24 protein-coding genes are annotated in these 23,696 nt (G+C 69.1%); 7 read left to right on the top strand and 17 right to left on the bottom strand.

Annotated features, from left to right (window positions below):
* Positions 1-113: 113 nt before the first annotated feature.
* Positions 114-866: an O-methyltransferase gene (locus A5781_RS12705; protein WP_067205997.1), complete on the top strand. Its 753-nt coding sequence runs from the start codon at positions 114-116 to the stop codon at positions 864-866.
* A gap of 12 nt (positions 867-878) precedes the next feature.
* On the opposite strand, the gene A5781_RS12700 is transcribed toward A5781_RS12705, so the two are convergent.
* The 14 genes from A5781_RS12700 to tyrS form a co-directional block, all read right to left on the bottom strand.
* Positions 879-1,202 carry a hypothetical protein gene (locus A5781_RS12700; protein WP_067205994.1) on the bottom strand — a complete coding sequence of 108 codons (324 nt, stop codon included), beginning with the start codon at positions 1,200-1,202 and terminating at the stop codon, positions 879-881.
* Between the two features lie 58 nt (positions 1,203-1,260).
* Positions 1,261-2,202, bottom strand: a complete 942-nt coding sequence (gene xerD / locus A5781_RS12695; protein WP_067205991.1) for a site-specific tyrosine recombinase XerD — start codon at positions 2,200-2,202, stop codon at positions 1,261-1,263.
* On the bottom strand, positions 2,199-2,822 hold the full coding sequence (locus A5781_RS12690; RefSeq protein WP_067205988.1) for an NUDIX hydrolase: 624 nt from the start codon (positions 2,820-2,822) through the stop codon (positions 2,199-2,201). The genes xerD and A5781_RS12690 overlap by 4 nt, the downstream gene beginning before the upstream one ends.
* On the bottom strand, positions 2,815-4,566 hold the full coding sequence (locus tag A5781_RS12685; RefSeq protein ID WP_067205984.1) for a CTP synthase: 1,752 nt from the start codon (positions 4,564-4,566) through the stop codon (positions 2,815-2,817). The genes A5781_RS12690 and A5781_RS12685 overlap by 8 nt, the downstream gene beginning before the upstream one ends.
* Positions 4,567-4,687: 121 nt before the next feature.
* The gene (locus A5781_RS12680; RefSeq protein ID WP_067205981.1) at positions 4,688-5,632 is read right to left on the bottom strand and encodes a copper transporter; all 945 of its coding nucleotides are present in this window, start codon (positions 5,630-5,632) and stop codon (positions 4,688-4,690) included.
* Positions 5,633-5,640: 8 nt separating this feature from the next.
* Positions 5,641-6,822, bottom strand: coding sequence for a putative cytokinetic ring protein SteA (gene steA / locus A5781_RS12675; protein WP_067205978.1), 1,182 nt, complete (start codon positions 6,820-6,822; stop codon positions 5,641-5,643).
* A gap of 113 nt (positions 6,823-6,935) precedes the next feature.
* Positions 6,936-8,693: a DNA repair protein RecN gene (recN, locus tag A5781_RS12670; protein WP_067205975.1), complete on the bottom strand. Its 1,758-nt coding sequence runs from the start codon at positions 8,691-8,693 to the stop codon at positions 6,936-6,938.
* Positions 8,694-9,626 (bottom strand): NAD kinase, encoded by a 933-nt coding sequence (locus tag A5781_RS12665; protein ID WP_067205972.1) that lies wholly within the window; start codon positions 9,624-9,626, stop codon positions 8,694-8,696.
* Entirely contained in the window at positions 9,623-10,426 is an 804-nt protein-coding gene (locus tag A5781_RS12660; protein WP_067205969.1) for a TlyA family RNA methyltransferase, read from the bottom strand. The genes A5781_RS12665 and A5781_RS12660 overlap by 4 nt, the downstream gene beginning before the upstream one ends.
* Before the next feature lie 8 nt (positions 10,427-10,434).
* Entirely contained in the window at positions 10,435-10,617 is a 183-nt protein-coding gene (locus A5781_RS12655; RefSeq protein WP_067205965.1) for a hypothetical protein, read from the bottom strand.
* A 23-nt stretch (positions 10,618-10,640) separates the two neighbouring features.
* Complete coding sequence (locus A5781_RS12650; protein ID WP_067205962.1) at positions 10,641-11,651, bottom strand: HAD-IIA family hydrolase; 1,011 nt, start codon at positions 11,649-11,651, stop codon at positions 10,641-10,643.
* Between the two features lies 1 nt (position 11,652).
* A complete protein-coding gene (locus tag A5781_RS12645) occupies positions 11,653-12,435 on the bottom strand; it encodes a hypothetical protein (RefSeq protein ID WP_082939319.1) in 783 nt (260 codons plus the stop codon).
* A 28-nt stretch (positions 12,436-12,463) separates the two neighbouring features.
* On the bottom strand, positions 12,464-12,838 hold the full coding sequence (locus A5781_RS12640) for a DUF732 domain-containing protein (RefSeq protein ID WP_231987317.1): 375 nt from the start codon (positions 12,836-12,838) through the stop codon (positions 12,464-12,466).
* A 76-nt stretch (positions 12,839-12,914) separates the two neighbouring features.
* Positions 12,915-14,186 carry a tyrosine--tRNA ligase gene (gene tyrS / locus A5781_RS12635; protein WP_067205959.1) on the bottom strand — a complete coding sequence of 424 codons (1,272 nt, stop codon included), beginning with the start codon at positions 14,184-14,186 and terminating at the stop codon, positions 12,915-12,917.
* 77 nt (positions 14,187-14,263) lie between these two features.
* On the opposite strand from tyrS, the gene A5781_RS12630 reads away from it, so the two are divergent.
* Entirely contained in the window at positions 14,264-15,205 is a 942-nt protein-coding gene (locus tag A5781_RS12630) for a bile acid:sodium symporter family protein (protein WP_369817719.1), read from the top strand.
* 62 nt (positions 15,206-15,267) lie between these two features.
* Here A5781_RS12630 and A5781_RS12625 read toward each other — a convergent pair whose 3' ends face one another.
* Positions 15,268-15,879, bottom strand: coding sequence for a DNA-3-methyladenine glycosylase (locus A5781_RS12625; protein WP_067205952.1), 612 nt, complete (start codon positions 15,877-15,879; stop codon positions 15,268-15,270).
* A 71-nt stretch (positions 15,880-15,950) separates the two neighbouring features.
* Between A5781_RS12625 and A5781_RS12620 the strand changes: the two genes are divergently transcribed.
* The 4 genes from A5781_RS12620 to A5781_RS12605 are packed head-to-tail and all read left to right on the top strand — an operon-like array spanning position 15,951 to position 19,454.
* Positions 15,951-17,228 carry an ammonium transporter gene (locus A5781_RS12620; RefSeq protein WP_067205949.1) on the top strand — a complete coding sequence of 426 codons (1,278 nt, stop codon included), beginning with the start codon at positions 15,951-15,953 and terminating at the stop codon, positions 17,226-17,228.
* A 39-nt stretch (positions 17,229-17,267) separates the two neighbouring features.
* Positions 17,268-18,023 carry an ABC transporter ATP-binding protein gene (locus A5781_RS12615; RefSeq protein ID WP_067205947.1) on the top strand — a complete coding sequence of 252 codons (756 nt, stop codon included), beginning with the start codon at positions 17,268-17,270 and terminating at the stop codon, positions 18,021-18,023.
* Positions 17,957-18,775 carry an ABC transporter permease gene (locus tag A5781_RS12610; protein ID WP_156624599.1) on the top strand — a complete coding sequence of 273 codons (819 nt, stop codon included), beginning with the start codon at positions 17,957-17,959 and terminating at the stop codon, positions 18,773-18,775. The genes A5781_RS12615 and A5781_RS12610 overlap by 67 nt, the downstream gene beginning before the upstream one ends.
* A 55-nt stretch (positions 18,776-18,830) precedes the next feature.
* Positions 18,831-19,454, top strand: a complete 624-nt coding sequence (locus A5781_RS12605; protein WP_067205941.1) for a TetR/AcrR family transcriptional regulator — start codon at positions 18,831-18,833, stop codon at positions 19,452-19,454.
* On the opposite strand, the gene A5781_RS12600 is transcribed toward A5781_RS12605, so the two are convergent.
* Positions 19,420-19,635, bottom strand: a complete 216-nt coding sequence (locus A5781_RS12600; protein WP_067206062.1) for a Trm112 family protein — start codon at positions 19,633-19,635, stop codon at positions 19,420-19,422. The genes A5781_RS12605 and A5781_RS12600 overlap by 35 nt on opposite strands.
* Positions 19,628-22,612: an acyl-CoA synthetase gene (locus A5781_RS12595; RefSeq protein ID WP_067205939.1), complete on the bottom strand. Its 2,985-nt coding sequence runs from the start codon at positions 22,610-22,612 to the stop codon at positions 19,628-19,630. The genes A5781_RS12600 and A5781_RS12595 overlap by 8 nt, the downstream gene beginning before the upstream one ends.
* A gap of 347 nt (positions 22,613-22,959) precedes the next feature.
* Between A5781_RS12595 and A5781_RS12590 the strand changes: the two genes are divergently transcribed.
* Complete coding sequence (locus A5781_RS12590; protein ID WP_197503819.1) at positions 22,960-23,640, top strand: MspA family porin; 681 nt, start codon at positions 22,960-22,962, stop codon at positions 23,638-23,640.
* The last annotated feature ends 56 nt before the right edge of the window (positions 23,641-23,696 follow it).

Genomic DNA, 23,696 nt, shown 5'->3' with positions numbered 1-23,696 from the left:
CCGGGCGACCCGCAGGGCGTTTCACCAGCGAATATGGCCGCTAACCTGCAACGAGTCACATGCGTCCCACCAGCACCAGCAGTTGCCCTCGATGCCGCCTATCGTGGTGCTTCATGGACCTCAAGCGACGAATCCCTCTGCTGCGATGGTCGGTCTGGCGGATGGCGACGGGGGCGCGCAACATCACCACGACGGGTCAGATCGGCGACGGACGCGAAGCCGCCGCGGTGGACTACGTCCTGCGGAACGCCAGGTCCGGCGACATCGACGACGTGCTGGCCACCATCGACAAGTTCGCGTACGAGAAGTCGATGCTGATCAACGTCGGCGACGAGAAGGGGCAACTCCTCGACGCCGCGGTGCGCCGCGCCGACCCGGCGGTGGCGCTGGAGTTGGGCACCTACGTCGGATACGGCGCGTTGCGCATCGCCCGCGCCGCCCCGAACGCCACGGTGTACTCCGTCGAACTCGCCGAGGCCAACGCCGCCAACGCCCGGCGGATCTGGGCCCACGCCGGCGTCGCCGACCGGGTGACGTGTGTCGTCGGCACCATCGGTGACGGCGGGCGCACCCTGGACGCGCTGGCCGACGAGCACGGGTTCGCGCCCGGCGCCCTCGACTTCGCGTTTCTCGACCACGACAAGGACGCCTACCTGAACGACCTGCACAGCATCATGGCGCGCGGCTGGCTGCGCCCGGGCGCGATCGTGGTCGCCGACAACGTGCGGGTGCCGGGCGCCCCGAAGTACCGCGAGTACATGCGCCAGCAGCAGGGCAAGCAATGGAACACCGTCGAGCACAAGGCGCACCTGGAATACCAGTCGCTGGTGTCCGACCTGGTGCTGGAGTCCGAGTACCTGGGCTAGGTCAGCTCGGCCTCACGGGCACATGAATGCGATCGGCGGGCACTGCCGAGGGGTGATGGCCTCCGGCGGCGGATTGTCGCCGTCCCAGACGTCCGACGTCTTGCCGTTGTAGGCGAGCGGGACGTTGCCCATCGCGTAGTTGGTGAAATAAAAGGTGTGGCAGACGTTCCAGTCCCAGACCACATCGCCCGGCCCCGTCCGTGGATCGTGTCGCTGTCCCGGGCACCAGTGGTGCGGACCGAAACCGTTGTCCGCGTGAGCGGTCGCCGCGGAGAATCCCAATCCGGCGATCGCGAGGCCGCCCGATAGCAGCGCCCCGGCGATCTTCTTCTTCATGGCTTGATTGTGTGGCATAGCGATGACCCTGTCGCCCCCGCTTTGCTACCGATCCCAATTACTGCGCGCGCGGATGGGCCCCGGCCCACACCTCACGCAGCGCGTGGACGGTGACCATCGTGTAGATCTGCGTCGTCGTCACCGAGGCATGTCCCAGCAACTCCTGCACCACCCGCACGTCGGCGCCGCCCTCGAGCAGGTGGGTCGCGAACGAGTGCCGCAGCATGTGCGGCGACACGCCCGACGTGATCCCGGCGCGCCCGGCGGCGTCCTGCAGCACCTGCCACGCGCTTTGCCGCGACAGCCGCCCGCCGCGCACATTGAGGAAGATGGCCGGCATGCCGCGGCCGCGACGGGCCAGGTCCGGCCGGCCGCGCACCAGATAGGCGTCCAGCGCGTGCACGGCGGGCCGCCCGATCGGCACCAGCCGCTGCTTGCCGCCCTTGCCGCGCAGCAGTACCGACCTGGCCCGGGTGTCGATGTCGTCGACGTCGAGCCCGACGGCCTCGGAGATGCGCGCCCCGGTCGAATACAGGAGTTCCAGCAGCGTCCGGTTGCGCAGCGTGAGCGGGCCGTCGGAAGCGCTGTCGCCTCCCGTGCCGTCCAGTAGCGCCAGCACCTGGTCGATGGTCAGGCTCTTGGGGAGCCGGCGGCCCGGGGTGGGAGGGCGGACCGCGCGCGCCACGTCCAGGTCGGCGAGGCCTTCGGCCGCGGCGAACCGGTGTAGGCCGCGCACCGCGATCAGGGCCCGCGCCGCCGACACCGCGGACAGCGCCGGGCTTCCCGAGTCGGGGTCGCCGCGACGCAACGCGACCAGGAATTCGCTCACGTCGTCCTCGCCTACCTTGGCGATGTCGTGAATTCCGCGGTCCGACAGGTGCTTGGCGTAGCGGCGCAGGTCGCGACGATAGGAGCTGAGGGTGTTCGCCGCGACGCCCCGTTCGATCGTGAGGTGGTCGAGGTAGTCCTGCACTTGGGTGTCCAGGGCCACCGTTGTCATTGTTTGGCCTTCCGCGCGACGAACGCCGTGGGCTTGTCGGTCCACGGGCTGTCCACCGGCCGCGGTTCGGCGACGCCCTCGGTTACCACGTGGGCGGCCAAAATCCCGGCAATCGCAATGGAATTCACGATCTCACCGCTGAACACCTGGCGGACCGCCTCGGCGACGGGAACCCAGCGCATCGTCATGTCGGCTTCCTCGTGATGCGCCTCCGGCCGCGCCACTTCGGTCAGCTCGGTGGCCAGATACACGCGCACCGATTCGTCACTGAAGCCCGGTGCGGAATTCAGGTCGACCAGCACCTGCCACGTGCCGGCCTGCAGGCCGGCCTCCTCCTGGAGTTCTCGGGCCGCCGTCTGCTGCGGCGGCTCCCCCACCACATCCAGCAACCCGGCCGGAAGCTCCCACAATCGCCGGCCGAACGCGTGGCGGTATTGGTAGACCATCGCGATGTTGTCGTCCTCGTTCAACGCCACGATGGCGACGGCCCCGTAGTGCTCGACGACTTCACGAATCGCGGTGGTACCGCCCGGCATTCGGACCTGGTCACTGCGCAGCGCGAAAATCTTTCCCGTGTACAGCGTTTTGGATGACGCCGTCTCGAAATCGTGTTCAGCCACGGGTCGCGGGCTCAGGTAACGACTGGCTGACGCCGTCCCGCTGCTGGTTGCCGTTGGAGCCGTGCTCGGGGATCTCCACCGGCAGCAGCTCGCCTGACTGGTAGTCGAGGGCCGCCCCGACGAAGGCGACGAACAACGGGTGCGGCCGGGTGGGCCGGCTCTTGAGCTCCGGGTGAGCCTGGGTCCCGACGATGAACGGATGCACCTCCGGTGGGTATTCGACGAACTCCACCAGATGCCCGTCGGGCGAGGTTCCGGAGAACCGCAGGCCGCTCTCGGCGATCTTGTCCCGATAGGAGTTGTTGACCTCGTAGCGGTGCCGGTGCCGCTCCGATACCTGCGTGGTGCCGTACGCCCGGGCGACGATCGAATCCGGCTGCAGGACGGCGGGATAGGCACCCAGCCGCATAGTGCCACCCAGATCGGCCTGGCCCGCCACGGCGTCGACCTGGTCGGCCATCGTGGAGATGACGGGATCCGGCGTCTCGGGGTCGAACTCGGCAGAGTTGGCCTGGTCGAGCCCCGCAGTGCGCGCGGCCTCGATCACGATGCATTGCAGGCCGAGGCACAGGCCCAGCACCGGCAGCCCACGCGACCGTGCGTAGCGGATGGCGCCGATCTTGCCCTCGATCCCGCGGATGCCGAAGCCGCCCGGGATCAGCACGCCGTGCACGTCGCCCAGCGCCGCCGCCGCGCCCGCCGCCGTCTCGCAGTTGTCGGAGGCCACCCATTGCATCTCCACCTTGGCGTGGTGCTTGAACCCACCGGCACGCAGCGCCTCGGTGACCGACAGGTAGGCGTCGGAGAGTTCAACGTACTTGCCCACCAAGGCAATTCGTACGGTCTCGTGCGGCTCGTGCACCCTGCGCAGCAGGTCGTCCCACTCGGTCCAGTCGACGTCGCGGAACGGCAGGTTCAGCCGGCGCACCACGTACGCGTCGAGTTCCTCGCGGTGCAGCCGCTTCGGGATGTCGTAGATCGACGGTGCGTCCGGGGTGGAGATGACGCCGTCGATGTCGACGTCACACATCAGCGCGATCTTGTTCTTCAGCGCTTCGGGGACGTCCCGGTCGCAGCGCAGGATCAGCGCGTCCGGGGTGATACCGATGCTGCGCAGCGCGGCCACCGAGTGCTGGGTGGGCTTGGTCTTGAGTTCGCCCGACGGAGCCAGGTACGGCACCAGCGAGACGTGCAGGAAGAAAACGTTCTCCCGGCCCAGGTCGTGGCGGACCTGGCGCGCCGCCTCCAGGAACGGCTGCGATTCGATATCGCCGACGGTGCCGCCGATTTCGGTGATGACCACGTCCGGGCGGTTGCCCTGGGCGTCCGGCTGGGCCATCGCCATGATCCGGCTCTTGATCTCGTCGGTGATGTGCGGGATCACCTGCACGGTGTCACCGAGGTATTCGCCGCGGCGCTCCTTGGCGATGACCGTCGAATACACTTGGCCCGTCGTGACATTCGCCGAGCCGGATAGGTCGCGATCCAGAAACCGCTCGTAGTGGCCGACATCGAGGTCGGTCTCGGCGCCGTCCTCGGTGACGAACACCTCGCCGTGCTGGAACGGGTTCATGGTGCCCGGGTCGACGTTGAGGTACGGATCGAGCTTTTGCATCGTCACGTACAACCCGCGGGCCGTCAGTAGCTGACCGAGGCTGCTAGCGGTAAGACCTTTACCCAGAGAGGACGCGACGCCCCCGCTGACGAAGAGGTGCTTGGTGGCGGTTTGCGGGTGCTTTCGCACAGGCGGCCTCCGTGAAGACGGGCAGGGCGTCGAAGTTGCTAGCGAATAACTAGTAGGGCCTGCCGACCCACGGAAACCCACCCTAACATCCACGACCGAAGTGTCGCGGCGAACACGCCCGCTACTGAGGCACCGTGATCGATGTCGCGCCGTGACCGGTGCCGTACTGACCGGCGTGGCCGCCGTTCATCAGGTCGTGCAGGCCCAGCACCGCGGTGATGCGGCCTGGTGCGGTGTCGACGTCGTCCACGGTGCTGACCGCGGAGTTCATCCCGGCGTCGGCGCGCATCACGGCGACCGCCGCGCCACCGGTCGCCGAGCCGTCCCGCCCAGCCAGCAGCGTGCCCGAGCCGTGCGGCGCCAGCGCGGCGGCGAACCGGGCGACGCTGACGCCCTGGTTGCCGGCGTCCTGGGGAAGCGCGCCGCCGGTGACGATCAGCGCGGCATTCGCCGCGCCCAGGTGATCGCTCGGCTGATAGGTGATGAAACCCGTGTCGCGCAGCGCCGCCAGCACTGTGTCGCGCTGGGGCTCGTCAACCGGCGGGACCGTCGGGTTGGCGTTGATCAGCAGCGCGATGCCCATCAGGTCGCCGGCCTGCGAGCCCTGGTCGACGAGCTTGGTGCTCAGCTGCTGACCGGCGGGCAGGATCGACGAGTTCACCACGGTCTGCAGCTTCTCCGCGGAATTGGCCTCGACGAACTCGCTCGTCAACGACACGGTTCCGGTCACTGCGCCGCCGGCCTGGCCGATGAACTTCGACACCGCGGCCACGTCGTCGTCTTTGGCGTCCGGGGTGCGGAACACCACGACCGACTTGCCGCCGAGCGCGTCGTGCACGATCCGGCCGACCAGTTGGGTGTCGAAATTGTTTGCCGCGCTGAGCTTTTCGTTAAGCACGTTCTTCTGGTCGTTGAGTCCGTTGATCTGGGTGTGCAGGTCCCGCTTCTCGTCACGCAGGCTGGACAGCAGGGTGTCGGACAGGAAGCCGGAACCGAGCACGACTCCCACGGCCAACGCCAGAAACACGGCGGCCAGCGATAAAGCGTGTTGACGTAGCGAGATCATCTTCGGCCCTAGCTCACCAAGTGCTGAACCCAGAGGGAGAAGTGGTTCCAGTAGTCGGTGACCCAGTGCAGCACCACGCCGTCGGTGCGGGACACCCAGAGGGCGACGATGACCGCGATCAGCATCGTCAGCGCGAGCAGCGCGATGGCGCCCGCCGAGATGTGGTTGCGGTACAGGGTGGCCACGGCCCTGGCGTCCACCACCTTCTCCCCCACCCGAAGCCTGGTCAGGAACGTCGAGGGGTTGCTGTGCGCACGCGTCCGGTCGAAGAACGTCTCGATGTTGGCGGTGTGGCCGGCGGTCACGAGCAGCGCGGCGCCGTGGTGATCGGCCAGCAGCAGGGCCAGGTCGATCGCCGAACCCGCGGCCGGGAAGGTCATCGCCCCGACGCCGAGGTCCTGGATGCGCTCCAGGCCCGGCGCGTGGCCGTCGGCGTCGGCGGGCAGGACGACCTGGGCGCCGCACTTGAGGGCATCGGTACTGATCTGGTCGGGGTCGCCGACGATGACCTGGGGGCGATAACCCGCCTTGCGCAAGACGTCCGCGCCGCTGCCCACGCCGAAGAGCACCGGCTGGTACTCCTTGATGAACGGCTTGAGGGACTTCAGATCCTCCTCGGCGCCGGGCTCGTCGGCGACGATCACCACATGCCGGCGGCGCACGTCGACGTCGATGTCGGGAATGCCGATGCCGTCGATCAACAGCGGGCTTTCGCTCTTGATGAACTCGATTGTGTTGCCCGCGAACGCCTCCAGGTGGGCGGACAGGCCGCTCTTGGCCTCCCGCATCAGGTCGGCGATGTCATGGTCGGTGCGCTCGGTGCCGCGGACCAGCCTGCGGTCACCGGAGTACACCCCGCCTTCGTGCAGCCGGATCTTGGCGCCGTCCTTCACCTTCTTGAAGGTGTCCGGCCCGGTCTCGTCGATCAGGGTGACCCCGTTGTTGACCAGCACCTCCGGTCCCATGTTGGGATAGCGGCCCGAGACCGACGGCGAGGCGTTGACAACCGCGGCGATATCGGCCTCCACCAGGGCGTCCGCCGTGATGCGGTCCAAATCCAGGACGTCGAGCACCACGATGTCGCCGGGGCACACCCTGCGCAGCAATCGGTCGATATTCCGGTCCACCCGGGCGGTGCCGACAAGGCCCGGCCGGGTGGTGTTACGGGTTAGCAGGCCTGACATCTTCATGGGGGCGATTCTGTCGGTGATGCAAGGGGCACGCGTGGAGGCGCGCCGTAACATCAGCCTCAGAAGTTATCTAGAGTCCCATTAGTCACATCTGTATTAAGTGTTCCCGACGGTTAGATCTCATCTTTCTGTGCCGCATCGAGAAGTTCGCGGGCGTGCGCACGGCCGCTGTCGGACTCGCCCAACCCGGCCATCATCCGCGCCAGCTCGGCGACCCGCTCGTCGCCGGCCACCCGCCGCACCACGCTGGTCCCCTTGGGCCCGGCGCTGTGCACCACCAGGTGCACGTCGGCGTACGCCGCGACCTGCGGCAGATGCGTGACCACGATGACCTGATGGGTGCGCGCCAGCCGCGCCAACCGCCGCCCGATCTGCACCGCGGCCCGGCCGCCGACGCCGGCGTCGACCTCGTCGAACACCATGGTGGTGCCCGCCGCCGAAGCGGCCAGCACGACCTCTAATGCCAGCATCACCCGGGACAGCTCGCCGCCGGAGGCGCTCTTGGCCAGCGGCAACTGGTCCATCCCGCGGTGCGCCGCGAAACCGAACTCAACCTGATCGACGCCGTCGGCACCGGCCCGGGCCAGCTCGCCCGACGGCAGCACGAGCGCGGCCGGGTCGTCCTTGTCGGCGGCCACATCATTGCTGACGTCGATGGTGAATTGCGCGTCGGCCATCGCCAGCCCGGCCAGCTCGGCGGTGATCTCCTTGGCGAGCCGCTTGGCGGCTTTGCGCCGGATGCCGCTGAGATCGACTGCGGCTTGGGCTAACTCACGCGCGAGCTCGTCGACCCGCGCGGCCAGCGCCGTCAGACCTTCCTCGGAGACGTCGAGCTGGGCCAGTCGTTGGCGCGACTCCTCGGCCCAGCGGAGCACCCCGTCGACGTCCGCGGCGTACTTGCGGGTGAGCGTGCGCAGTTCGGCCTGCCGAGCCAGCTTGGCTTCCAGCGCGCTGGCGTCGACCGGCAGCTCGTCCAAGAAGCCGCTGAGTTCGCCGGCCGCGTCGGCGACCACCGTGAGCGCCTCACCGACCTGCCCGGCCAGCGCCCGCAGCTTCGCGTCATCGGTCGATTCCAGGGCGGCCCGGGCCCGCCCCAGCCTGTCGGCGGCGCTGTGGCCGGAGGCCTCCGCGTCGTCGGGCGCCCCGGAGAGCGCCGCGTGCGCGGTGATCGCGGCCTCGCGCAACGTGTCCAGTTCGGAGAGCCGCACGATGTCGGCGACCAGCGCATCGTCCTCGCCCGGCTGCGGGTCGACGGTGTCAATCTCGTTGAGCGCGAAGTTGAGTCGGTCTGACTCGAGGGTGAGCTCGCGCATGCGGTTTCGGCGGTCGACCAGGTTATGCCGCGCGGTGAGCCACTCGTCGCGCAGTTTGCGGTAGCGCTCGAGCGCCGGGCCGGATTTCGCGAACCGGTCCAGCGCGCCGCGTTGCTCCTCGGGCCGCATCAGCCGCAGCTGGTCGTTCTGCCCGTGCAGCGTGAGCAACTCGGCGGTGAAGTCGCCCAGCGACTTGGCGGGCACGCTGCGACCGCCGAGATAGGCCCGCGAAGGCCCCTCGCGGCTGACCGAGCGCAACGCGATAACGCTGCCGTCCTCGTCGCGCTCCGCTCCCGACGCGTCCAGCATCTCGTCCAGCTGCGCGACCGCGACGTCCTCGAGATCCGTTGTGATGAAACGGCCTTCGACGACCGCGCGGTCGGCTCCCGACCGCACTCGGGTCGCGTCGGCGCGGGCGCCGCCGAGCAGGTGCAGCCCGGTCACCACCATCGTCTTGCCGGTGCCGGTCTCGCCGGTCAGCACCGTCAGGCCCCGGTCGAACTCCCCGACCGCCGCGCTGATGGCGCCCAGCGACTCGATGCGGATCTCAGTCAGCATCTACTTTCCACGCCACCCGGTGACAGGCAAGCGGAACTTGCGCACCAACCGGTCGGTGAACGGCGCGCTGTCCAGTCGCGCCCATTTCACCGGCGTGTCGCAACGCCTTACCTCGATCCGGCTGCCGGCCGGGATCAGCATTTCGCGGCGGCCGTCGCAGAACACCAGGGCGTCGTGACCATCCGCCTCGATCTCGATCGCGATCGTGGCGTCGGGGCTGGTGACCATCGGCCGGCCGAACAACGCGTGAGCGTTGTTGGGCACCACCAAGATTGCCTCCAGGTCCGGCCATAACACCGGGCCACCCGCGGAGAACGCGTAGGCGGTTGACCCGGTGGGCGTCGACACCAGCACTCCGTCGCACCCGAACGCCGACACCGGCCGGCCGTCGATCTCGACGACCACCCCCAATACGCCCAGTCGCGGGCCCTTCTCCAGGCTGACTTCGTTGAGCGCCCATCCGCGCTCGATTTCGCGGCCGCCCGCCCGCACGACCACGTCCAGCGTCAGGCGGTTCTCGACCCGGTAGTCCTTGGCGACAACGTGATCCAGCACATTGTCGATGGCCTCCGCCTCGGCCTCGGCCAGAAAACCGATTCGGCCCAGGTTGACGCCCAGCACGGGGATCCCGGCGTTGCGGGCCAGTTCGGCCGCGCGCAGGAACGTGCCGTCCCCACCGAGTACCAGCACCAGTTCGCAGCCTTCGGCCGCCTGCGGGTCCGCGTCGACCACCTGTATTTCGACACCCATCGCCCGGATGTCGTCGGGAGCCACCTGCAGCGAACCGCGGTCGACCGCCTCGGCGGACAGGACGCGAAGCCCGATATCGTTGTCCCCCAATACTTTCTGCACACGGGCCGCCGTGTCAGTGGCTTCTTCGCGGCCGGTGTGGACCACCAGCAGCACGGTGCGATGCTCGGGCGTCGGATTCACTGCGGCCCCTCACTCACGGCGCGCTGCACCGCCGCCACCAACTCGTCATCCGCCAATCCCGTCTGGCCGCGCAGCCACAGAAAGTATTCGACATTGCCCGAGGGCCCGGGCAGCGGGCTTGCGGTGACCCCGACGGGGTGCCAGCCCAGTTGGGAGGCGCGCCGTGCCACCGCCAGCACGGCATCGGCACGCAGGGCGGGGTCGTGCACCACACCGCCGGCGCCCACCTGGCCCCGGCCCACCTCAAACTGCGGCTTCACCATGGGAACGATATCCGCAGTGGGGGAAGCACATCCAGCCAGCGCGGGCAACACGGTGGCCAGCGAAATGAACGACAGGTCGGCCACTATCAGGTCGACCGGCCCGCCGATCGCCTCGAGGGACAGGTCACGGGCGTTGGTTCGCTCGACGACGACGACCCGCGGGTCGCAGCGCAGCGACCACGCCAGCTGCCCGTATCCGACATCCACCGCGACCACCTCGGCGGCTCCACGATCCAGCAGGACCTCGGTGAACCCACCCGTCGACGCCCCCGCGTCCAGGCAGCGGCGGCCCGCCACCGGAATTCCGAAGGTGTCCAGGGCGCCGATCAGCTTGTGCGCACCGCGGGAGACCCAGCCCCGCTCGCCGTCGTCGGCGACGGTCAGGGCCGCGGTGACGGCGACGGCCGTGCCGGGCTTGCGGGCCGGCAGGCCGTCGATGCTGACCCGTCCGGCGCCGATCAACTCGGCGGCCTGCTGGCGCGATCGCGCGAGTCCGCGCCGAACCAGCTCGGCGTCGACGCGGGCGCGGCGAGACATGCGCGCACTCAGCCCTTCTCCGCCGACTCCAGCGCGGCAAGCAGCACGTCGTGCGCCTCGGAAAGGCGGCGGGCTATTTCTTCGAGCTCCGTGAGCGACGGGCCCTCCGGGCTTTCCGGGGCCCCGGGCTCGGGCAGCCGGGCCAGCAGGGCGTCGATTTCGGCGCGAATCTGTTCAGGATCGGTAGTCATTGCGCTCTTACGCTAGTCATCCGTCAGTCGCTGCGCACCAAAGACCAGCGTTGCAACGCGGTGCGGGCCCGGTCGTCGGCGGCCTCGATGCAGATCGGCCGTCCGTCCGACGGCGCACCCCAGACCGCGCTGGCGACCGCCCGCACGATCGAGAGCCCGTCGCCGTCGTCGGGCCCGTCGCCGCTGACGGTGACCGCCCGCCCGTCGACGTCGACGCGCCAGCCCGGCTGGGGCCCGACCGCGAGCTGCGCGCCGTCCTGGTGCAGGGCGCGCAAGTCGTGGCCGATGTAGGTGGGCCGGTGCACGGGATCGGCGTACACGGCGTCCCGGGCCGAACTGACGCCGGTGAGCACCATCAGGCTGGGCAGGTCGGCCGCATTGGCGCCCTCGATGTCGGTGTCCAGCCGGTCGCCGACCACCAGGGGGGCGCGAAAGTCGCCCCTGGCCGCCGCGTCGGTGAGCAACCCGGGCGCCGGCTTTCCGGCTACCTGGGGTTCGGCGCCGGTGGCCGCGCGCAGCGCGGCGACCATGGATCCGTTCCCGGGCAGCAGGCCCCGCTCGGTGGGCAGCGTCGGATCGACGTTGGCTGCCACCCACAGCGCGCCGGACCGGATGGCGAGCGCGGCCTCGGCGAGGTCTGGCCAGCCGATGGTCATCGACAGGCCCTGGACGACGGCGGCCGGGTCGTCGTCATACCGGCGCACCGGTAGCAGCCCGACCGTCTTGACCTCATCGGCCAGTGCGTCGGTGCCCACGATCAGCACCGGTGACCCCGCCGGCAGCCGGTCGGCCAGCAGCCGGGCCGCGCTCTGCGCGCTGGTGGCGACGTCGTCCGCGGTAGCGGTGAAACCGAGTTCGGTCAGGTGCGCCGCGACCTCGGCTGCGCTGCGAGACGCGTTGTTGGTGACGAAGAACGCGCGGCTGCGTACCTCGGCCAGCGCCTGCACGGCACCCTCGGTGGGTCGGCGACCGCGAAACAACGTCCCATCCAGGTCGAGCAGCAGGCAATCGTATTGGCGTGCAACGCTGGTCATCTCAGCCCAGCTCGCTGACCCGGTCTTCGGCGTCGGTGACGCCTTCGACGTCGGCGGCGGCCGAGCGCAGGAACCATTGCAGCGCTTCATCATTGCGGCCGAGCACCAGGAGCGTGTCCGCGTAGGCGTAGAACAACCGCGCCGCCGTCGAGCCCCGGCGTCCGGGATCCAGTTGCGGCGTGGACAAGACGGTCAGCGCCTGCTCCAGCTGGCCGAGGTCCGCACGCGCGCCGGCCGCGACGATGCGCAGCTCGTCGGCGTCGTCGCCCTGGAGCTGGGCCGCCTCCGGTCCGCGGGCGAGTTCGATCGCCCGCTCCGGGCGGCCAAGCCCGCGTTCGCAATCCGCGATCAGGGCGAGCAGGTTGGACTTGCTGCCCATCCTGCGGGCGGCACGCAATTCGGCGAGCGCCTGGGCCCAGTCGCCGCAGTGATAGGCGGCGATGCCGACCGCCTCACGAATCGCGGCGATCCTGCTGGACCGGGCGCGCGCCGCGCGGGCGTGACTGAGCGCGGCCTCCGGGTCCTCGTCGAGCAACTCACCCGCGGCGACCAGGTGGCGCGCCACCGCGTCGGCCGTGGCCCGGTCCAAGGTGCTGAGCTCGCCCCGGATTTCGGGCGCCAGCTGCCGGGCCTCCACGCCCGGCGGTATGGGCGGCCCGGGTTCCGGCGTGCGGTGGCCGTCGGGCTGCTGCGGCTGGGCCGGTCGCGCTCGGCCCGGGCCCGACCAGTTGCCGGACGGGCGCGGGCGCCGTTCGCCCCGCTGCCGCTGCCTGTCGTCGACCACGCAGCCGAGGATACGGGGGCCCGCCCGGCTAGTACGCCGTGAGCCGGTTCTGCAGCAGCGGCGCTATCACCGCCGGGCAGTAGTTGGCGACGGCGACGATGGTGAACAGGCCGGCCGACTCGTAGCCCAGGCCACTGCGCTCGGACATTTCGGCGGCGACCGAGTCGAAGGACTGGCCCGGCGTGACGATCATCGGGCAGACCGACTGGCCCAGCGCCAGGGCGCCGGCCGGGTGCGGGTAGGTGATGCCGGCGTTGGTCAGGGCCATCAGGAACGCGTTGCCCCGCATGTCGGCGCTGACGGGCGCGGCCAGCTGGGCTGCCAGGGCCGCCACGCACGCGGCCAGGATCAGCACGCGCAGCAGGGACCGTTCCACACGCCGGGAAGCCGTCATCGTGACCACCCTGGCCTGTGCGGGTCACAACCGCAACACGGTGCGGTAAAGGTTTGCGCAGTAACGCGTTTTGCGGGTGCGGTTTCTAGACCTTTTCGATCCCGGCGACGGTGCGCTTGCCGCGGCGCAGCACCAGCCACCGGCCGTGCAGGAAGTCCGAGGGCTGCGGCGCCCACTCCTCGCTGTCGATCCGGATGTTGTTGACCGACACCCCGCCCTCGCCGATGGTGCGCCGGGCCGCCTTCCTGCTCTCGGACAGGCCGCTGGCCACCAGCAGGTCGACGATCCCGTCGGGGCCACCGGGCTTGAGCTCGGCGACCGAGGCCTCGCGCAATGCCGCCGACAGCGTCGCCTCGTCCAATCGGTCCAGCTCGCCCTGCCCGAACAGCGCCCGGCTGGCGTGCTCGACCGCCTCGGTGGCCGCCTCGCCGTGCACCAGCACGGTCAGTTCCCGGGCCAGCCGGCGCTGGGCCGCGCGCTGCTGGGGGCGCTCTTGGGTGGCCTGTTCCAGTTCGGCCAGCTCGTCGGCCGACAGGAAGGTGAACCAACGCAGATACCGGATCACGTCGGCGTCGGCGGTGTTGAAGAAGTACTGGTACCAGGCGTAGGGGGTGGTCATCGCCGGGTCCAGCCACAGGCTGCCGCCGCCGGTGGACTTGCCGAACTTAGTGCCGTCGGCCGCGGTCACCAGCGGGACGGTGAGCGCGTGCACCGTCGCGCCCAGCTTCTGGCGGACCAGCCGCACGCCGGCGATGATGTTGCCCCACTGGTCGGAGCCGCCGATCTGCAGCGCGCAGCCGTACCGGCGGTGCAGTTCGACGTAGTCGTTGGCCTGCAACAGCATGTAGCTGAACTCCGTGTAGGAGATGCCCTCGCCCTCCAGCCGCCGCCGGACGGTGTCGCGATCCAGCATGACGTTGACCGAGAAATGCTTGCCGAGGTCACGCAGGAACTCGATGGCCGACAGCGGGGCCGTCCAGTCCAGGTTGTTCACCACCACCGCGCCCGTCGGCGATTCGTCGAAGTCGACGAAGCGCTCCAGCTGCCCGCGGATGCGCTCGGTCCAGTCGGCGACGACGTCCGCCTCGTTGAGGGTGCGCTCCCCGACGTCGCGCGGGTCACCGATCATGCCGGTGGCGCCGCCGGCGAGCACGATCGGACGGTGGCCGGCGCGCTGGAAACGCCGCAGGGCCAGCAGCGGCACCAGGTGCCCCGCGTGCAGGCTGGCCGCGGTCGGGTCGAAGCCGGCGTACACCGTCAACGGCCCGCGCTGCGCCTCGGTGGCCAACGCGTCGAGGTCGGTGGACTGCGCGATCAGCCCACGCCAGTCCAGCTCGTCAAGGATCCCGGAAGACATCGCCGCCGACTTTAGTCGGTCCCGCGGCCACGATTCGCTCCTGCGCTGCTCGATAAGGCAAGCTAACGGCGCGGCGCATCGTCGCACCATCACCTTTCCCCTCAGCGCACCAAACAACGCGGAGCGTCATGGACAACCGATATTGGCCGTTGGTGGTCGTGATCATCATGCTCGCGCTCGGGTTGACGCTCACGGTCGACGACTTCAAGCGGGCCGCCACGCTTCGCAAACCACTGGTCGTCGCGCTCGTCTGCCAGTCGCTGCTGCTCCCGACGCTGTGCCTGGCCATCGCCCAGGCCTTCCACCTCGAGCCCCACCTGGCCGTCGGGTTGATGCTGATGGCCGCCACCCCCGGCGGGACGATGTCCAGCATCCTCAGCCACCTCTTCAACGGCGACCTGGCGCTCAACCTCACGCTGACCGCGATCAACGCCGTGCTGTCCATCGTTGCGTTGCCCGCGATTCTGGCGGTGTCGATGACGTGGTTCCTCGGCGAAGGGCGGTTTCTCCCGCTGCAGCCGGACAAGTTTTTCGCGGTGATCGGCCTGGTCATCGTTCCCATCGCGATCGGGGTGGCAGTCCGCCACCGCTTCCCCGAACTGGCCCGGCGACTGCAGAAGCCGGTGCGAATCGTCGCGCTCACGCTGCTCGTCCTCGCCGTGCTCGGGGCCATCGCAGGGGGACGAACGACGCTGTGGCACAACCTCGGCCTGCTGAGCGGAGCCGTCGTGGCCTTCTGCGCGGTGAGCCTGACGGTCGGCTATCTGGCGCCGCGCCTGATGCGGCTGGCTCCGCGACAGGCCGTCGCGGTCAGCCTGGAGGTCGGTATGCACAACGCCGTGGTGGCGATGGGCGTCGCGTTGAGTCCGCAGCTACTGAACAGCGCCGAGATGGCCACGCCCGCCGCGATATACAGTGCCGTCGCGCCGCTCCTGGCCGTGGCGTTCGTGTTCCTGGCGCGGCGGGTGGATCCCGCGTTTCGCGCGGTCGCCCAACCCGACGTGCCCGCTCCGGCCTAGTCCGATGGTGGCGACCCGCTACGCCCGGCTGGGATGTTGCTGCCGCGTCCGCGGCAGCGCCACTAGTCGCTGGTGCCGGGGGCGGACGCCCGTGGGCTGCGCCTGTATGCCGACACTTCCGGGCGGCCGGGGAGCCAGAATCGCCACGGCCGGTCGGCGGCCTGGCTGACCCCGACACGCGGGCCCGACACGGGGGTCAGCGGCTCGTTGAGTTTCAGGGCCACCGGGTTGGCGGGGTCGAACAGGTCAATCCCGTTGTCGTCCATGGTGATTCCCAGGGCCGAACACAGATTGCCGGGACCGCGCGCCAGCGCGGCCGCGCGAACGAGCTCGCCGCGCCGGGTGCGCGCCGTGTCGGTGCCGTCCTCGAGGGCGGCGGCCCGCAACAGGACGGCTGCGGCGGTCCCATCCGGCCCGCAGGAAACGTTGGCGCAGACGTGGATCCCGTGGCTGCGATAGGTGTAGAGCCGGCCGGGAGGTCCGAACATCACCGCGTTGCGGCCGCTGATGCCGCGATAGGAGTGGGCCGCGGCGTCCGGCCATGGACCGTCCGGAACGCCGCCGTACGCCTCGACTTCGACGATGACGGCGCTGACGCCCCGCCCGGTGAGGGTGGCGCCGAGTAGCCGATGCGCGGCCGCGACGGGGTCGACGAGCAGCTGGCTTGCGGCCACCCACCGAACCTACCGGCAGCGCTTCCATGGCAGTATCCCGGTGTCTTGGGACCTGTGAAGGAGCACGCATCATGCATCCGATCGACCCCGCCGCCACCGCGTGGCTGCTGGCCAGCACCGCGCTGGTCCTCCTGATGACGCCCGGCCTGGCGATCTTCTACGGCGGCATGGTCCGCACCACGGGCGTGCTCAACATGATCATGATGAGCTTCATCTCCATCCCGCTGGTCACGGTGGCGTGGCTGTTGCTCGGCTACACCATCGCGTTCTCCGAGGACGGGGCGAGCGGGTTCCTCGGCAATCTCAGGCATGTCGGGATGCTGGGTATTACCCCGGACACCGCGCACGGCGCGGTTCCCGAACTCCTGTACGCCACGTTCCAGGTCACGTTCGCGATCATCACGGCCGCCCTGGTCAGCGGCGCGATCGCCGACCGCGCGAAGTTCGCCGCGTGGATGGTGTTCGTACCGGTATGGACGGTCGTCGTGTATTCGGTTGTGGCGCACTGGGTGTGGGGGCCAGGCGGCTGGCTGGCCAAGTTGGGCGTGCTGGACTACGCGGGCGGACTCGTCGTCGAGATCGTGTCCGGCTGCTCGGCGCTGGCCCTGGCGCTGGTGCTGGGGCCCCGCATCGGCTTCAAGAAGGAAGCCATGCGGCCGCACAATCTGCCGCTCGTGCTGCTCGGCGTCGGTCTGCTGTGGTTCGGCTGGTTCGGGTTCAACGCCGGCTCCGCGCTGGCGGCCAACGGCACCGCAGCGGCCATCTTCCTCAACACCCTCGTCGCCGGTTGCCTCGGCATGCTCGGCTGGCTTTCGGTCGAACAGGTCCGCGACGGCCGGCCCACGACGTTCGGCGCGGCGTCCGGGGTGGTGGCGGGGCTGGTCGCCATCACGCCGTCGTGCGGGACCGTCAACACGCTCGGGGCGGCGGTCGTGGGCCTCGCGGCGGGCATCGTGTGTTCGTTCGCGATCAGCGCGAAATTCCGGTTCAACTACGACGATTCGCTGGACGTGGTCGGCGTGCACTTCGTCGGTGGGGTCGTCGGTGTGTCGTTGATCGGGCTGCTCGCCACGGCGGTCATGACGTCGGGCCCGCGGGGCCTTTTCTATGGGGGCGGCTTCACCCAGCTGGGCAAGCAGGCGCTGGCGATCGTCGTCGTCGCGCTGTATGCGTTCACGGTGTCCTTCGTGCTTGCGAAGGTGATCGACCGGGTGATGGGTTTCCGGCTCAGCGCGGAGGACGAGACCACCGGCGTGGACCTCACCCAGCATGCCGAGACCGCCTACGCCGAGGGCGTGCACGGGCACCTGCCCCAGCGCCGCCCGGGTTCGCCCGAACGCTCCCCATAGACCCTTGACAGCGCCTCGCTAGAGGACGATATTCATCATATGATGACTTCATCACGTGATGAATTAATCGGGGACCAAGCCGTCCGGATCGATCACCTGCGGGTGATACGTGGCAAGCGCCCCGCCCTGCACGATCTCTCGGTGCAAATCGGGCGCGGCAGCATCACCGGCCTGCTCGGCCCGTCCGGCTGCGGCAAGACGACGCTGATGCGGTGCATCGTCGGCACCCAGATCGTCACCGCGGGAACCGTCACCGTGCTCGGCCATCCGGCCGGGTCGGCCTTGCTGCACCGACGGGTCGGATACCTGCCGCAGGACCCGACCATCTACAACGACCTGCGAGTCGTCGACAACGTTCGCTACTTCGCCTCGCTGTACGGTTTCGACGGCCAGGCCGCCGATGCCGCGATCGAGCGGGTCGGGCTGGATGATCACCGAACCGCCTTCTGCGGCAACCTTTCCGGCGGCCAACGCACCCGGGTATCGCTGGCGTGCGCGCTGGTTTGCCAGCCCGACCTGCTGGTGCTCGACGAGCCCACGGTGGGCTTGGATCCCGTACTGCGCGCGGATCTCTGGGACCAGTTCACCGACCTTGCCCGCACCGGCACCACCCTGCTGGTGTCCAGCCACGTCATGGACGAAGCCGACCACTGCGGCGACCTAATGCTGATGCGCGACGGTCACCTGCTCGCGCATACCACCCCGGACCGACTACGAGAGGACACCGGATGCACGTCACTGGAGGACGCGTTTCTGTCCATCATCAAGCGCAACACCATGCGCGAAGCCGGTTAGGGCTCAAGGGGTTCACGGCGACCACGACGCGGATCCTGCGGCAGCTGGCGGCCGACCACCGCAGCGTGGCGATGATCCTGTTCGTGCCGATCTTGGTTATCACGTTGATGTATTACATGTTTCAAAACGCGCCGCACCGGCCCGGCATGCCGGCGCCGTTCAACAACGCCTGCCTGATCCTGCTCGGCCTTTTCCCGCTGTTCGTGATGTTCATCATCACGGCGATCACGATGCAACGCGAACGGGCGTCGGGGACGCTGGAGCGCATCCTGACCACTCCCCTGCGCCGGTTCGACCTGCTGATCGCCTATGGCAGCGCCTTCTCGGTGGCCGCTGCGGCACAGGCCATATTGGCGTGCATCGTGTCGTTTTGGCTGCTCGGCTTCGACACCGCCGGCAGCCCGGCGTGGGTGTTTGTGATCGCGATTGTCAACGCCGTACTGGGTGTAGGCCTGGGCCTGCTGTGTAGCGCCTTCGCGCGCACCGAGTTTCAGGCCGTGCAGTTCATCCCGCTTGTGATGGTGCCGCAGCTGTTGTTGGCCGGCATCATCGTGCCGCGCGCACTCATGCCGCACTGGCTGCAGTGGGTCAGCAACGTGATGCCGGCCAGCTACGCCCTGGAGGCGCTGCAGCAGGTGGGTGCGCACCCGCAGCTGACCTACATCGCGGGGCGCGACATCGTCGTCGTGCTCGGCTCCGCGCTCATCGCGCTGTGCCTGGCCGCGGCGACGCTGCGTCGGCGGACCGCGTAGTGGCGATCGCAAGCGCGGCGAAGCCGGGCGCGGCGGGCCGCCACGGAGGGTCCTAGTGGCGACCGCCAACACCGGGCGGAGGCGGCCCGGGCGGCCGGCCGGCGGCTCCGACACCCGCAACCGCATCCTGGCCAGCGCCCGAGAGTTGTTCGCCACCAACGGAATTGGCAATACATCGATCCGTGCGGTGGCGGCCGCGGCGGGTGTGGATTCGGCACTGGTGCATCACTACTTCGGCACCAAGGAGAAGCTGTTCGCCGCCGCCGTCCACATCCCGATCGACCCGATGGACATCATCGGCCCGCTGCGCGACGTGCCGATCGAGGAAGTGGGCTACCGGCTGCCGTCGATGTTGTTGCCGCTGTGGGATTCCGACCTGGGCACGGGCTTCATCGCGACGCTGCGGTCCATCCTGGCCGGCTCGGAGGTCAACCTTTTCCGCACGTTCATCGAGGACGTGATCGGGGTGGAAGTGGGTCCGCGCGTTGACAATCCGCCCGGGAGTGGACTGATCCGCGTCCAGTTCGTCGCGTCGCAACTCGTCGGCGTGGTGATGGCGCGCTACATCCTGCGATTGGAGCCGTTCGCGTCGCTACCGGCCGAGCAGGTCGCGCAAACCATCGCGCCGAACCTGCAGCGCTACCTCACCGGGGATCTGCCGGACGGCCTTGTGTCATAAGCCGGGCGTGTTCGTCCTCGTCGACGTCGCGGGCCTCGTCGATGAGCAGCACCGGGATGCCGTCCTCGATGCGGTAGGCGCGCCGCAGCCGCGGGTTGTACAGCAACTCGTCGTCCACGAGCAGCAGCGGTCCCCGGTCGGCCGGGCACACCAGGATTTCCAGCAGCGAGTCGTCAACCATCGGAGCGCCCACTCAGCTCGGCCCGCACGCTCGGGGTCAGCTTCCGGAAGAAGTTGCCGTCGGCGTCGAAGTACCACACCTGGCGCCCTGCCTTGGGAATTCCCGCCGCGCGCAGGGCGCTGACGGTCGGGCGATAGGTCGCGCTCAATGTCATCTCCGGACACACTTGGACGATGTCGGGACCCACGCCGAGGGGGATCTTGGCCACGGCGTCGGTCAGGTCGGCCGCGGTGATGCTGGCCCCCGGAAGCAGCGTAACCGCCGCGACCGCCACCTCCCGGTCGCCCACCGGCACGTTGTAGGTCACCGCGAGGTCGACGCCGTTGATGCACCCCAGCGCGTCGGTGACCCGCTCGGGATACACCAGGCCACGCGCGGTGTGGACCACCGAGCCGCGCCTGCCCGCCAACCAGTAATCGCCGTCGTCGTCGCGGTAAAACAGGTACTCGGTCGAGATCCAGGTGTCGCCGGCGGCGAAGACTCCCCGTTTGACCGACGCCGTCGGATCGATCGGGCCGTTGGATGCGGCGAGCAGCACCCCGACCTGTTTGGGCTCGGCGATCTGGACGAAGCCACGGTCGTTCTCCAGGATCAGGTCCTGCTCGGCGTCGTAGGCGGCCAGCTCGATGCGCCCAGCGCCCGGCAGCGGGCGGCCCTTGCTGCCGACCTTGGCGCCGGACACGTTGGCCAGCACCGCTTGCCCGTCGGTGGTGGCGAAGAACTCGACGACGTGGGCGGGCGCAAACGCGTCGACGACCCGCTCCCACAGTCCCGTCGGCATGCCGGACCCGATGAACAGCCGCACCGGGTGGTTGCCGTGCAGCACGAACGCGGGATCATCGACGATCTCGCGGAGCATGGCCCAGGTGTAGGACACCACCGTCACGCCGTACTGCCGCACCTCTTGAATGAACCGGTCGCGGTCCAGGCCGCGGGACAGCGCGATGCGGGTGCCGCCGACCACCGCGCCGCCCAGGCTGACCAGCAGCGCCGACTCGTGGTGCAGTGGGGTCAGGCAGTACACGGTGTCCCGGCGGTCCAGCGCGGCGGTCGAGGCGGTCCCGAACGCCGACACCGCCCACCGGTAGTTGGTGATCTGCTTTGCGACCAGCTCGCCGCCGGCCGCGCTGAACGCGATGAACGCCAAGTCCCGAGCCAGCCCCGGGTTGGGCCGGTACCAGCCGGGCAGCTCGACGGCGTCCGGGTCGATCCGTTCCATGTCGATGACGTCGCTGTCGTCGGGCAGGTGCAGGTCCCGCGACTCACCGCCGCCGAGCACCAGCACCTGCCGCAGCCCATCGCGGCCCGACGCCAGCACCGCCTCCAGGTTGGTGGGGTCGGTCAGCAGCTCGGTCACTCCCCCGAGCCGGACCGACGCAGCCAGGTCGGCGTCCGGCCGCATCACGACGGCGACCGCGCCCAGCCGGGACAGCGCGGCGATGGCGACCAGCGCGCTGGGCCGCGTCTCCATCAGCACGCCGACCCGGTCGCCCTGCCGCACCCCGACCTCGATCAGGCCGCGGACGACATTGTTGATGCGCCGGTTGACGGCCTCGTAGGTGTGCACGCGCCCGTCGAACAGCAGGAACTCGCCCTGCGGGTCGTGCGCCTGTTCGTCGATGATGCGGCCCAGCGAGATTCGGGTGTGGTCGTTGATCTGTCCCAGCCGGACCAGCCGCGGCAGCGTGCGGGCCGTTTCGACGGCGAGGGTGCGCATCGACTTGTTGGCCGCGACCACGGTGTTGGCGGCGCCGCGCACCATGCCCAGCGCCGCCTCGGAGACCTCCCCGATGCCGTGCACGAGGCGGGAGCTCAGGGCGACGCCGCTGTCCGTGTGCTCCTCGGGCTGGTCGGCCATCAGGTCGATGCCGTCCGGCTTGTCCCCGCCGGTGGAGAGCCATTGCACCCATTCGGCGACGGTCGGCCAGCTCTGCTGCGCCGCCTTAGAGCCGACGACCAAGCCGAAATGCCCTGTGCGGATGGTGCTTTCGTAGACCTCGGCGTCCGGGGCCGCCCGCCGGATGCCGCGCACCGAGGCCGGCTGCCCGATGTCGTCGACCTCGCCGACGAAGGCCAGCACCGGGCAGGTGATGTCGGTGAGCGTGACCATCTGCCCGTTGACGGCGAAGCCGCCGGTCATCATCCGGTTGTGGGCGATGAATTGTTTGAGCAGTTCGGAGATCGCCGGACCGGACCAGGCGATCCAGCCTTCGCGCTCGAGGAACCGGCGCTGCTGTTCGCGCGGCAGTAGCGCCTCGCGGTCGTGCAACTGGCGTACGAAGTCCACCCGGGCCTTGGCGGTCTTGAGCGGGTCGAGCATCTGAAAGCCGGTGCGCGCCATCCAGCTGGGGATGTCCAGCCGGCTGAAGACGTGGTCGGCCATGAAGTTGGCGGCCGGCGCGGCGAAGTTCGCCGGGATGCCCATCGGCAGGGCGGCCAGAGTGTCCACCGGCGAACCGAAGGTGACGATGCTGGCCAGGCTTTTCGAACGCCGGTACGCGGCGACCTGGTAGCACCACATGCCACCCTGGGAATACCCGACGAGATGGATGTCGCTTCCGGTGACATCCCTCACGGTGTCGATCGCCTGGCTGAGCGCGACGATGTGGTCGGCCAGGGTGCGGCGCATGCCGCCTTCGACCTTGTCGGGTTCGCCGAAGTCGATGACCCAGGGATCCAGCCCGTTGGCGTGCAGGATGCCGACCGCGCCGTCCTCGCGCGTGACGTCCCACATGTCCGCCGACATCATCATCGGGTGCACCATCAGCACCGGCGGGCCGACCCGCGGCTTGTCTGGCCGGCTGTCGGGCGGGAAATAGCGTCGGAGCTTGTACATCGGTACGCTCTCGACGATCTGGGACGGCGACGGCACGGTGCCGGTTTCCAAGCCCCCCAGTCGCAAGACCTCGATCCCGTTCTGCGCCGTAGCTATCAGGCGCTCGACCGGTCGCGTGACAATCGACAAGTTGAGATCCACGGCCGCTCCCTAATGTCTTGACAGCTCCGACATCATGGCACACCCGCGGTCTCGGTCGTCCTGGCCAGGCGATTTACCCGGGGGCGGCCGCCGCGTCGGCCGCGTCCCGTGTGATCGCGACTCGCCCCGCTAAGGCTTGCCCATCGGCCCGCGGTGGCAGGACACGGTCCGAATCCGCCCGGGGCCGCTGCCGGCCGGCAACGAAGTTCGTGCGGCATTGCAACCCAAACTTCCGCGGCCATATCCCATAACGGTTACGAACGCACAACGACTTTGGCGAGTCGACCGGCAAATTTCGCCAGCGGAATCGGGCCGTACATACGGTGTCGCATGTGTGGCCGATAGCCGTGGTCGTTCGTCGCGCTGCGATGGTCGCGTTGTGCGTCGTCATGTCAGCGGTGACGGCGCCTCCAACGGCCGCCGACCCCGACGCCGAAAACGCCGCCGCGGTGACGCCTGACGACGGGCGGGTGCCCTCGTCCGAACCGGTGACCTACACAACGCCCGAAGGCTGGACCCTGACCCTCGGGGCGAGGGACGAGTCGCAAGTTCCCATAGCGCCGTTAACCACCGCGGTCTCGTCTCGCGAATACCTCGCGCGCGGAACGTTCGCCGCCTCACTGGACGGGCTCGAACAGCCTCGCGGCGTCCTCGAGGTGGGTTACGAGATCGGCTGTGGAATCGACATGAGCACGTCCAACGGCGTCACCCTCGGGGGCAACGCCGGCGTAACCCCAGGCTTGGGCTTGGCGGGCGTGTTTGCCGGTACGCCGACGCCGGTGCCGTTGATCACCACCCCGATGGGCGGCTTGATCACCGTGGGCCTCAAGCCCGGTGTCGTAGTCGAAGTGCCGGTGGCCAAGAAAGAGTTCAAGGGCCCCAATCCGCGGGTCATCGTCACCGGATTCCACGTCAAAATCGATGGATGCGTGGGGCAGTCGTTCATCCGGTCCTACGCGACGCTGACCCAAGTGACCGACGAATCCGACGTGGTGCTGTCCTACGTCGGCGTCACCAAATCCGTCTGAACCAATCAGAAGGGTGGCTGTCTCTTATACACATCTGACGCTGCCGACGATCGCAT

The sequence above is a fragment of the Mycobacterium sp. 852002-30065_SCH5024008 genome (genome assembly GCF_001665645.1).
GTDB lineage: Bacteria > Actinomycetota > Actinomycetes > Mycobacteriales > Mycobacteriaceae > Mycobacterium > Mycobacterium paraffinicum.
The sequence above is the reverse complement of the archived record's forward strand: the minus strand, read 5'-3'. Positions and strand labels throughout refer to the sequence as shown.

What these genes read in the sequence shown, in the direction of transcription:
- A5781_RS12705 (WP_067205997.1), top strand. Translation starts at nt 114, where the DNA reads ATGGACCTCAAGCGACGAATCCCTCTGCTGCGATGGTCGGTCTGGCGG.
- A5781_RS12700 (WP_067205994.1), bottom strand. Translation starts at nt 1,202, where the DNA reads ATGAAGAAGAAGATCGCCGGGGCGCTGCTATCGGGCGGCCTCGCGATC.
- xerD (WP_067205991.1), bottom strand. Translation starts at nt 2,202, where the DNA reads ATGACAACGGTGGCCCTGGACACCCAAGTGCAGGACTACCTCGACCAC.
- A5781_RS12680 (WP_067205981.1), bottom strand. Translation starts at nt 5,632, where the DNA reads ATGATCTCGCTACGTCAACACGCTTTATCGCTGGCCGCCGTGTTTCTG.
- steA (WP_067205978.1), bottom strand. Translation starts at nt 6,822, where the DNA reads ATGAAGATGTCAGGCCTGCTAACCCGTAACACCACCCGGCCGGGCCTT.
- recN (WP_067205975.1), bottom strand. Translation starts at nt 8,693, where the DNA reads ATGCTGACTGAGATCCGCATCGAGTCGCTGGGCGCCATCAGCGCGGCG.
- A5781_RS12660 (WP_067205969.1), bottom strand. Translation starts at nt 10,426, where the DNA reads ATGTCTCGCCGCGCCCGCGTCGACGCCGAGCTGGTTCGGCGCGGACTC.
- A5781_RS12655 (WP_067205965.1), bottom strand. Translation starts at nt 10,617, where the DNA reads ATGACTACCGATCCTGAACAGATTCGCGCCGAAATCGACGCCCTGCTG.
- A5781_RS12650 (WP_067205962.1), bottom strand. Translation starts at nt 11,651, where the DNA reads ATGACCAGCGTTGCACGCCAATACGATTGCCTGCTGCTCGACCTGGAT.
- tyrS (WP_067205959.1), bottom strand. Translation starts at nt 14,186, where the DNA reads ATGTCTTCCGGGATCCTTGACGAGCTGGACTGGCGTGGGCTGATCGCG.
- A5781_RS12620 (WP_067205949.1), top strand. Translation starts at nt 15,951, where the DNA reads ATGCATCCGATCGACCCCGCCGCCACCGCGTGGCTGCTGGCCAGCACC.
- A5781_RS12615 (WP_067205947.1), top strand. Translation starts at nt 17,268, where the DNA reads ATGATGACTTCATCACGTGATGAATTAATCGGGGACCAAGCCGTCCGG.
- A5781_RS12610 (WP_156624599.1), top strand. Translation starts at nt 17,957, where the DNA reads ATGCACGTCACTGGAGGACGCGTTTCTGTCCATCATCAAGCGCAACAC.
- A5781_RS12600 (WP_067206062.1), bottom strand. Translation starts at nt 19,635, where the DNA reads ATGGTTGACGACTCGCTGCTGGAAATCCTGGTGTGCCCGGCCGACCGG.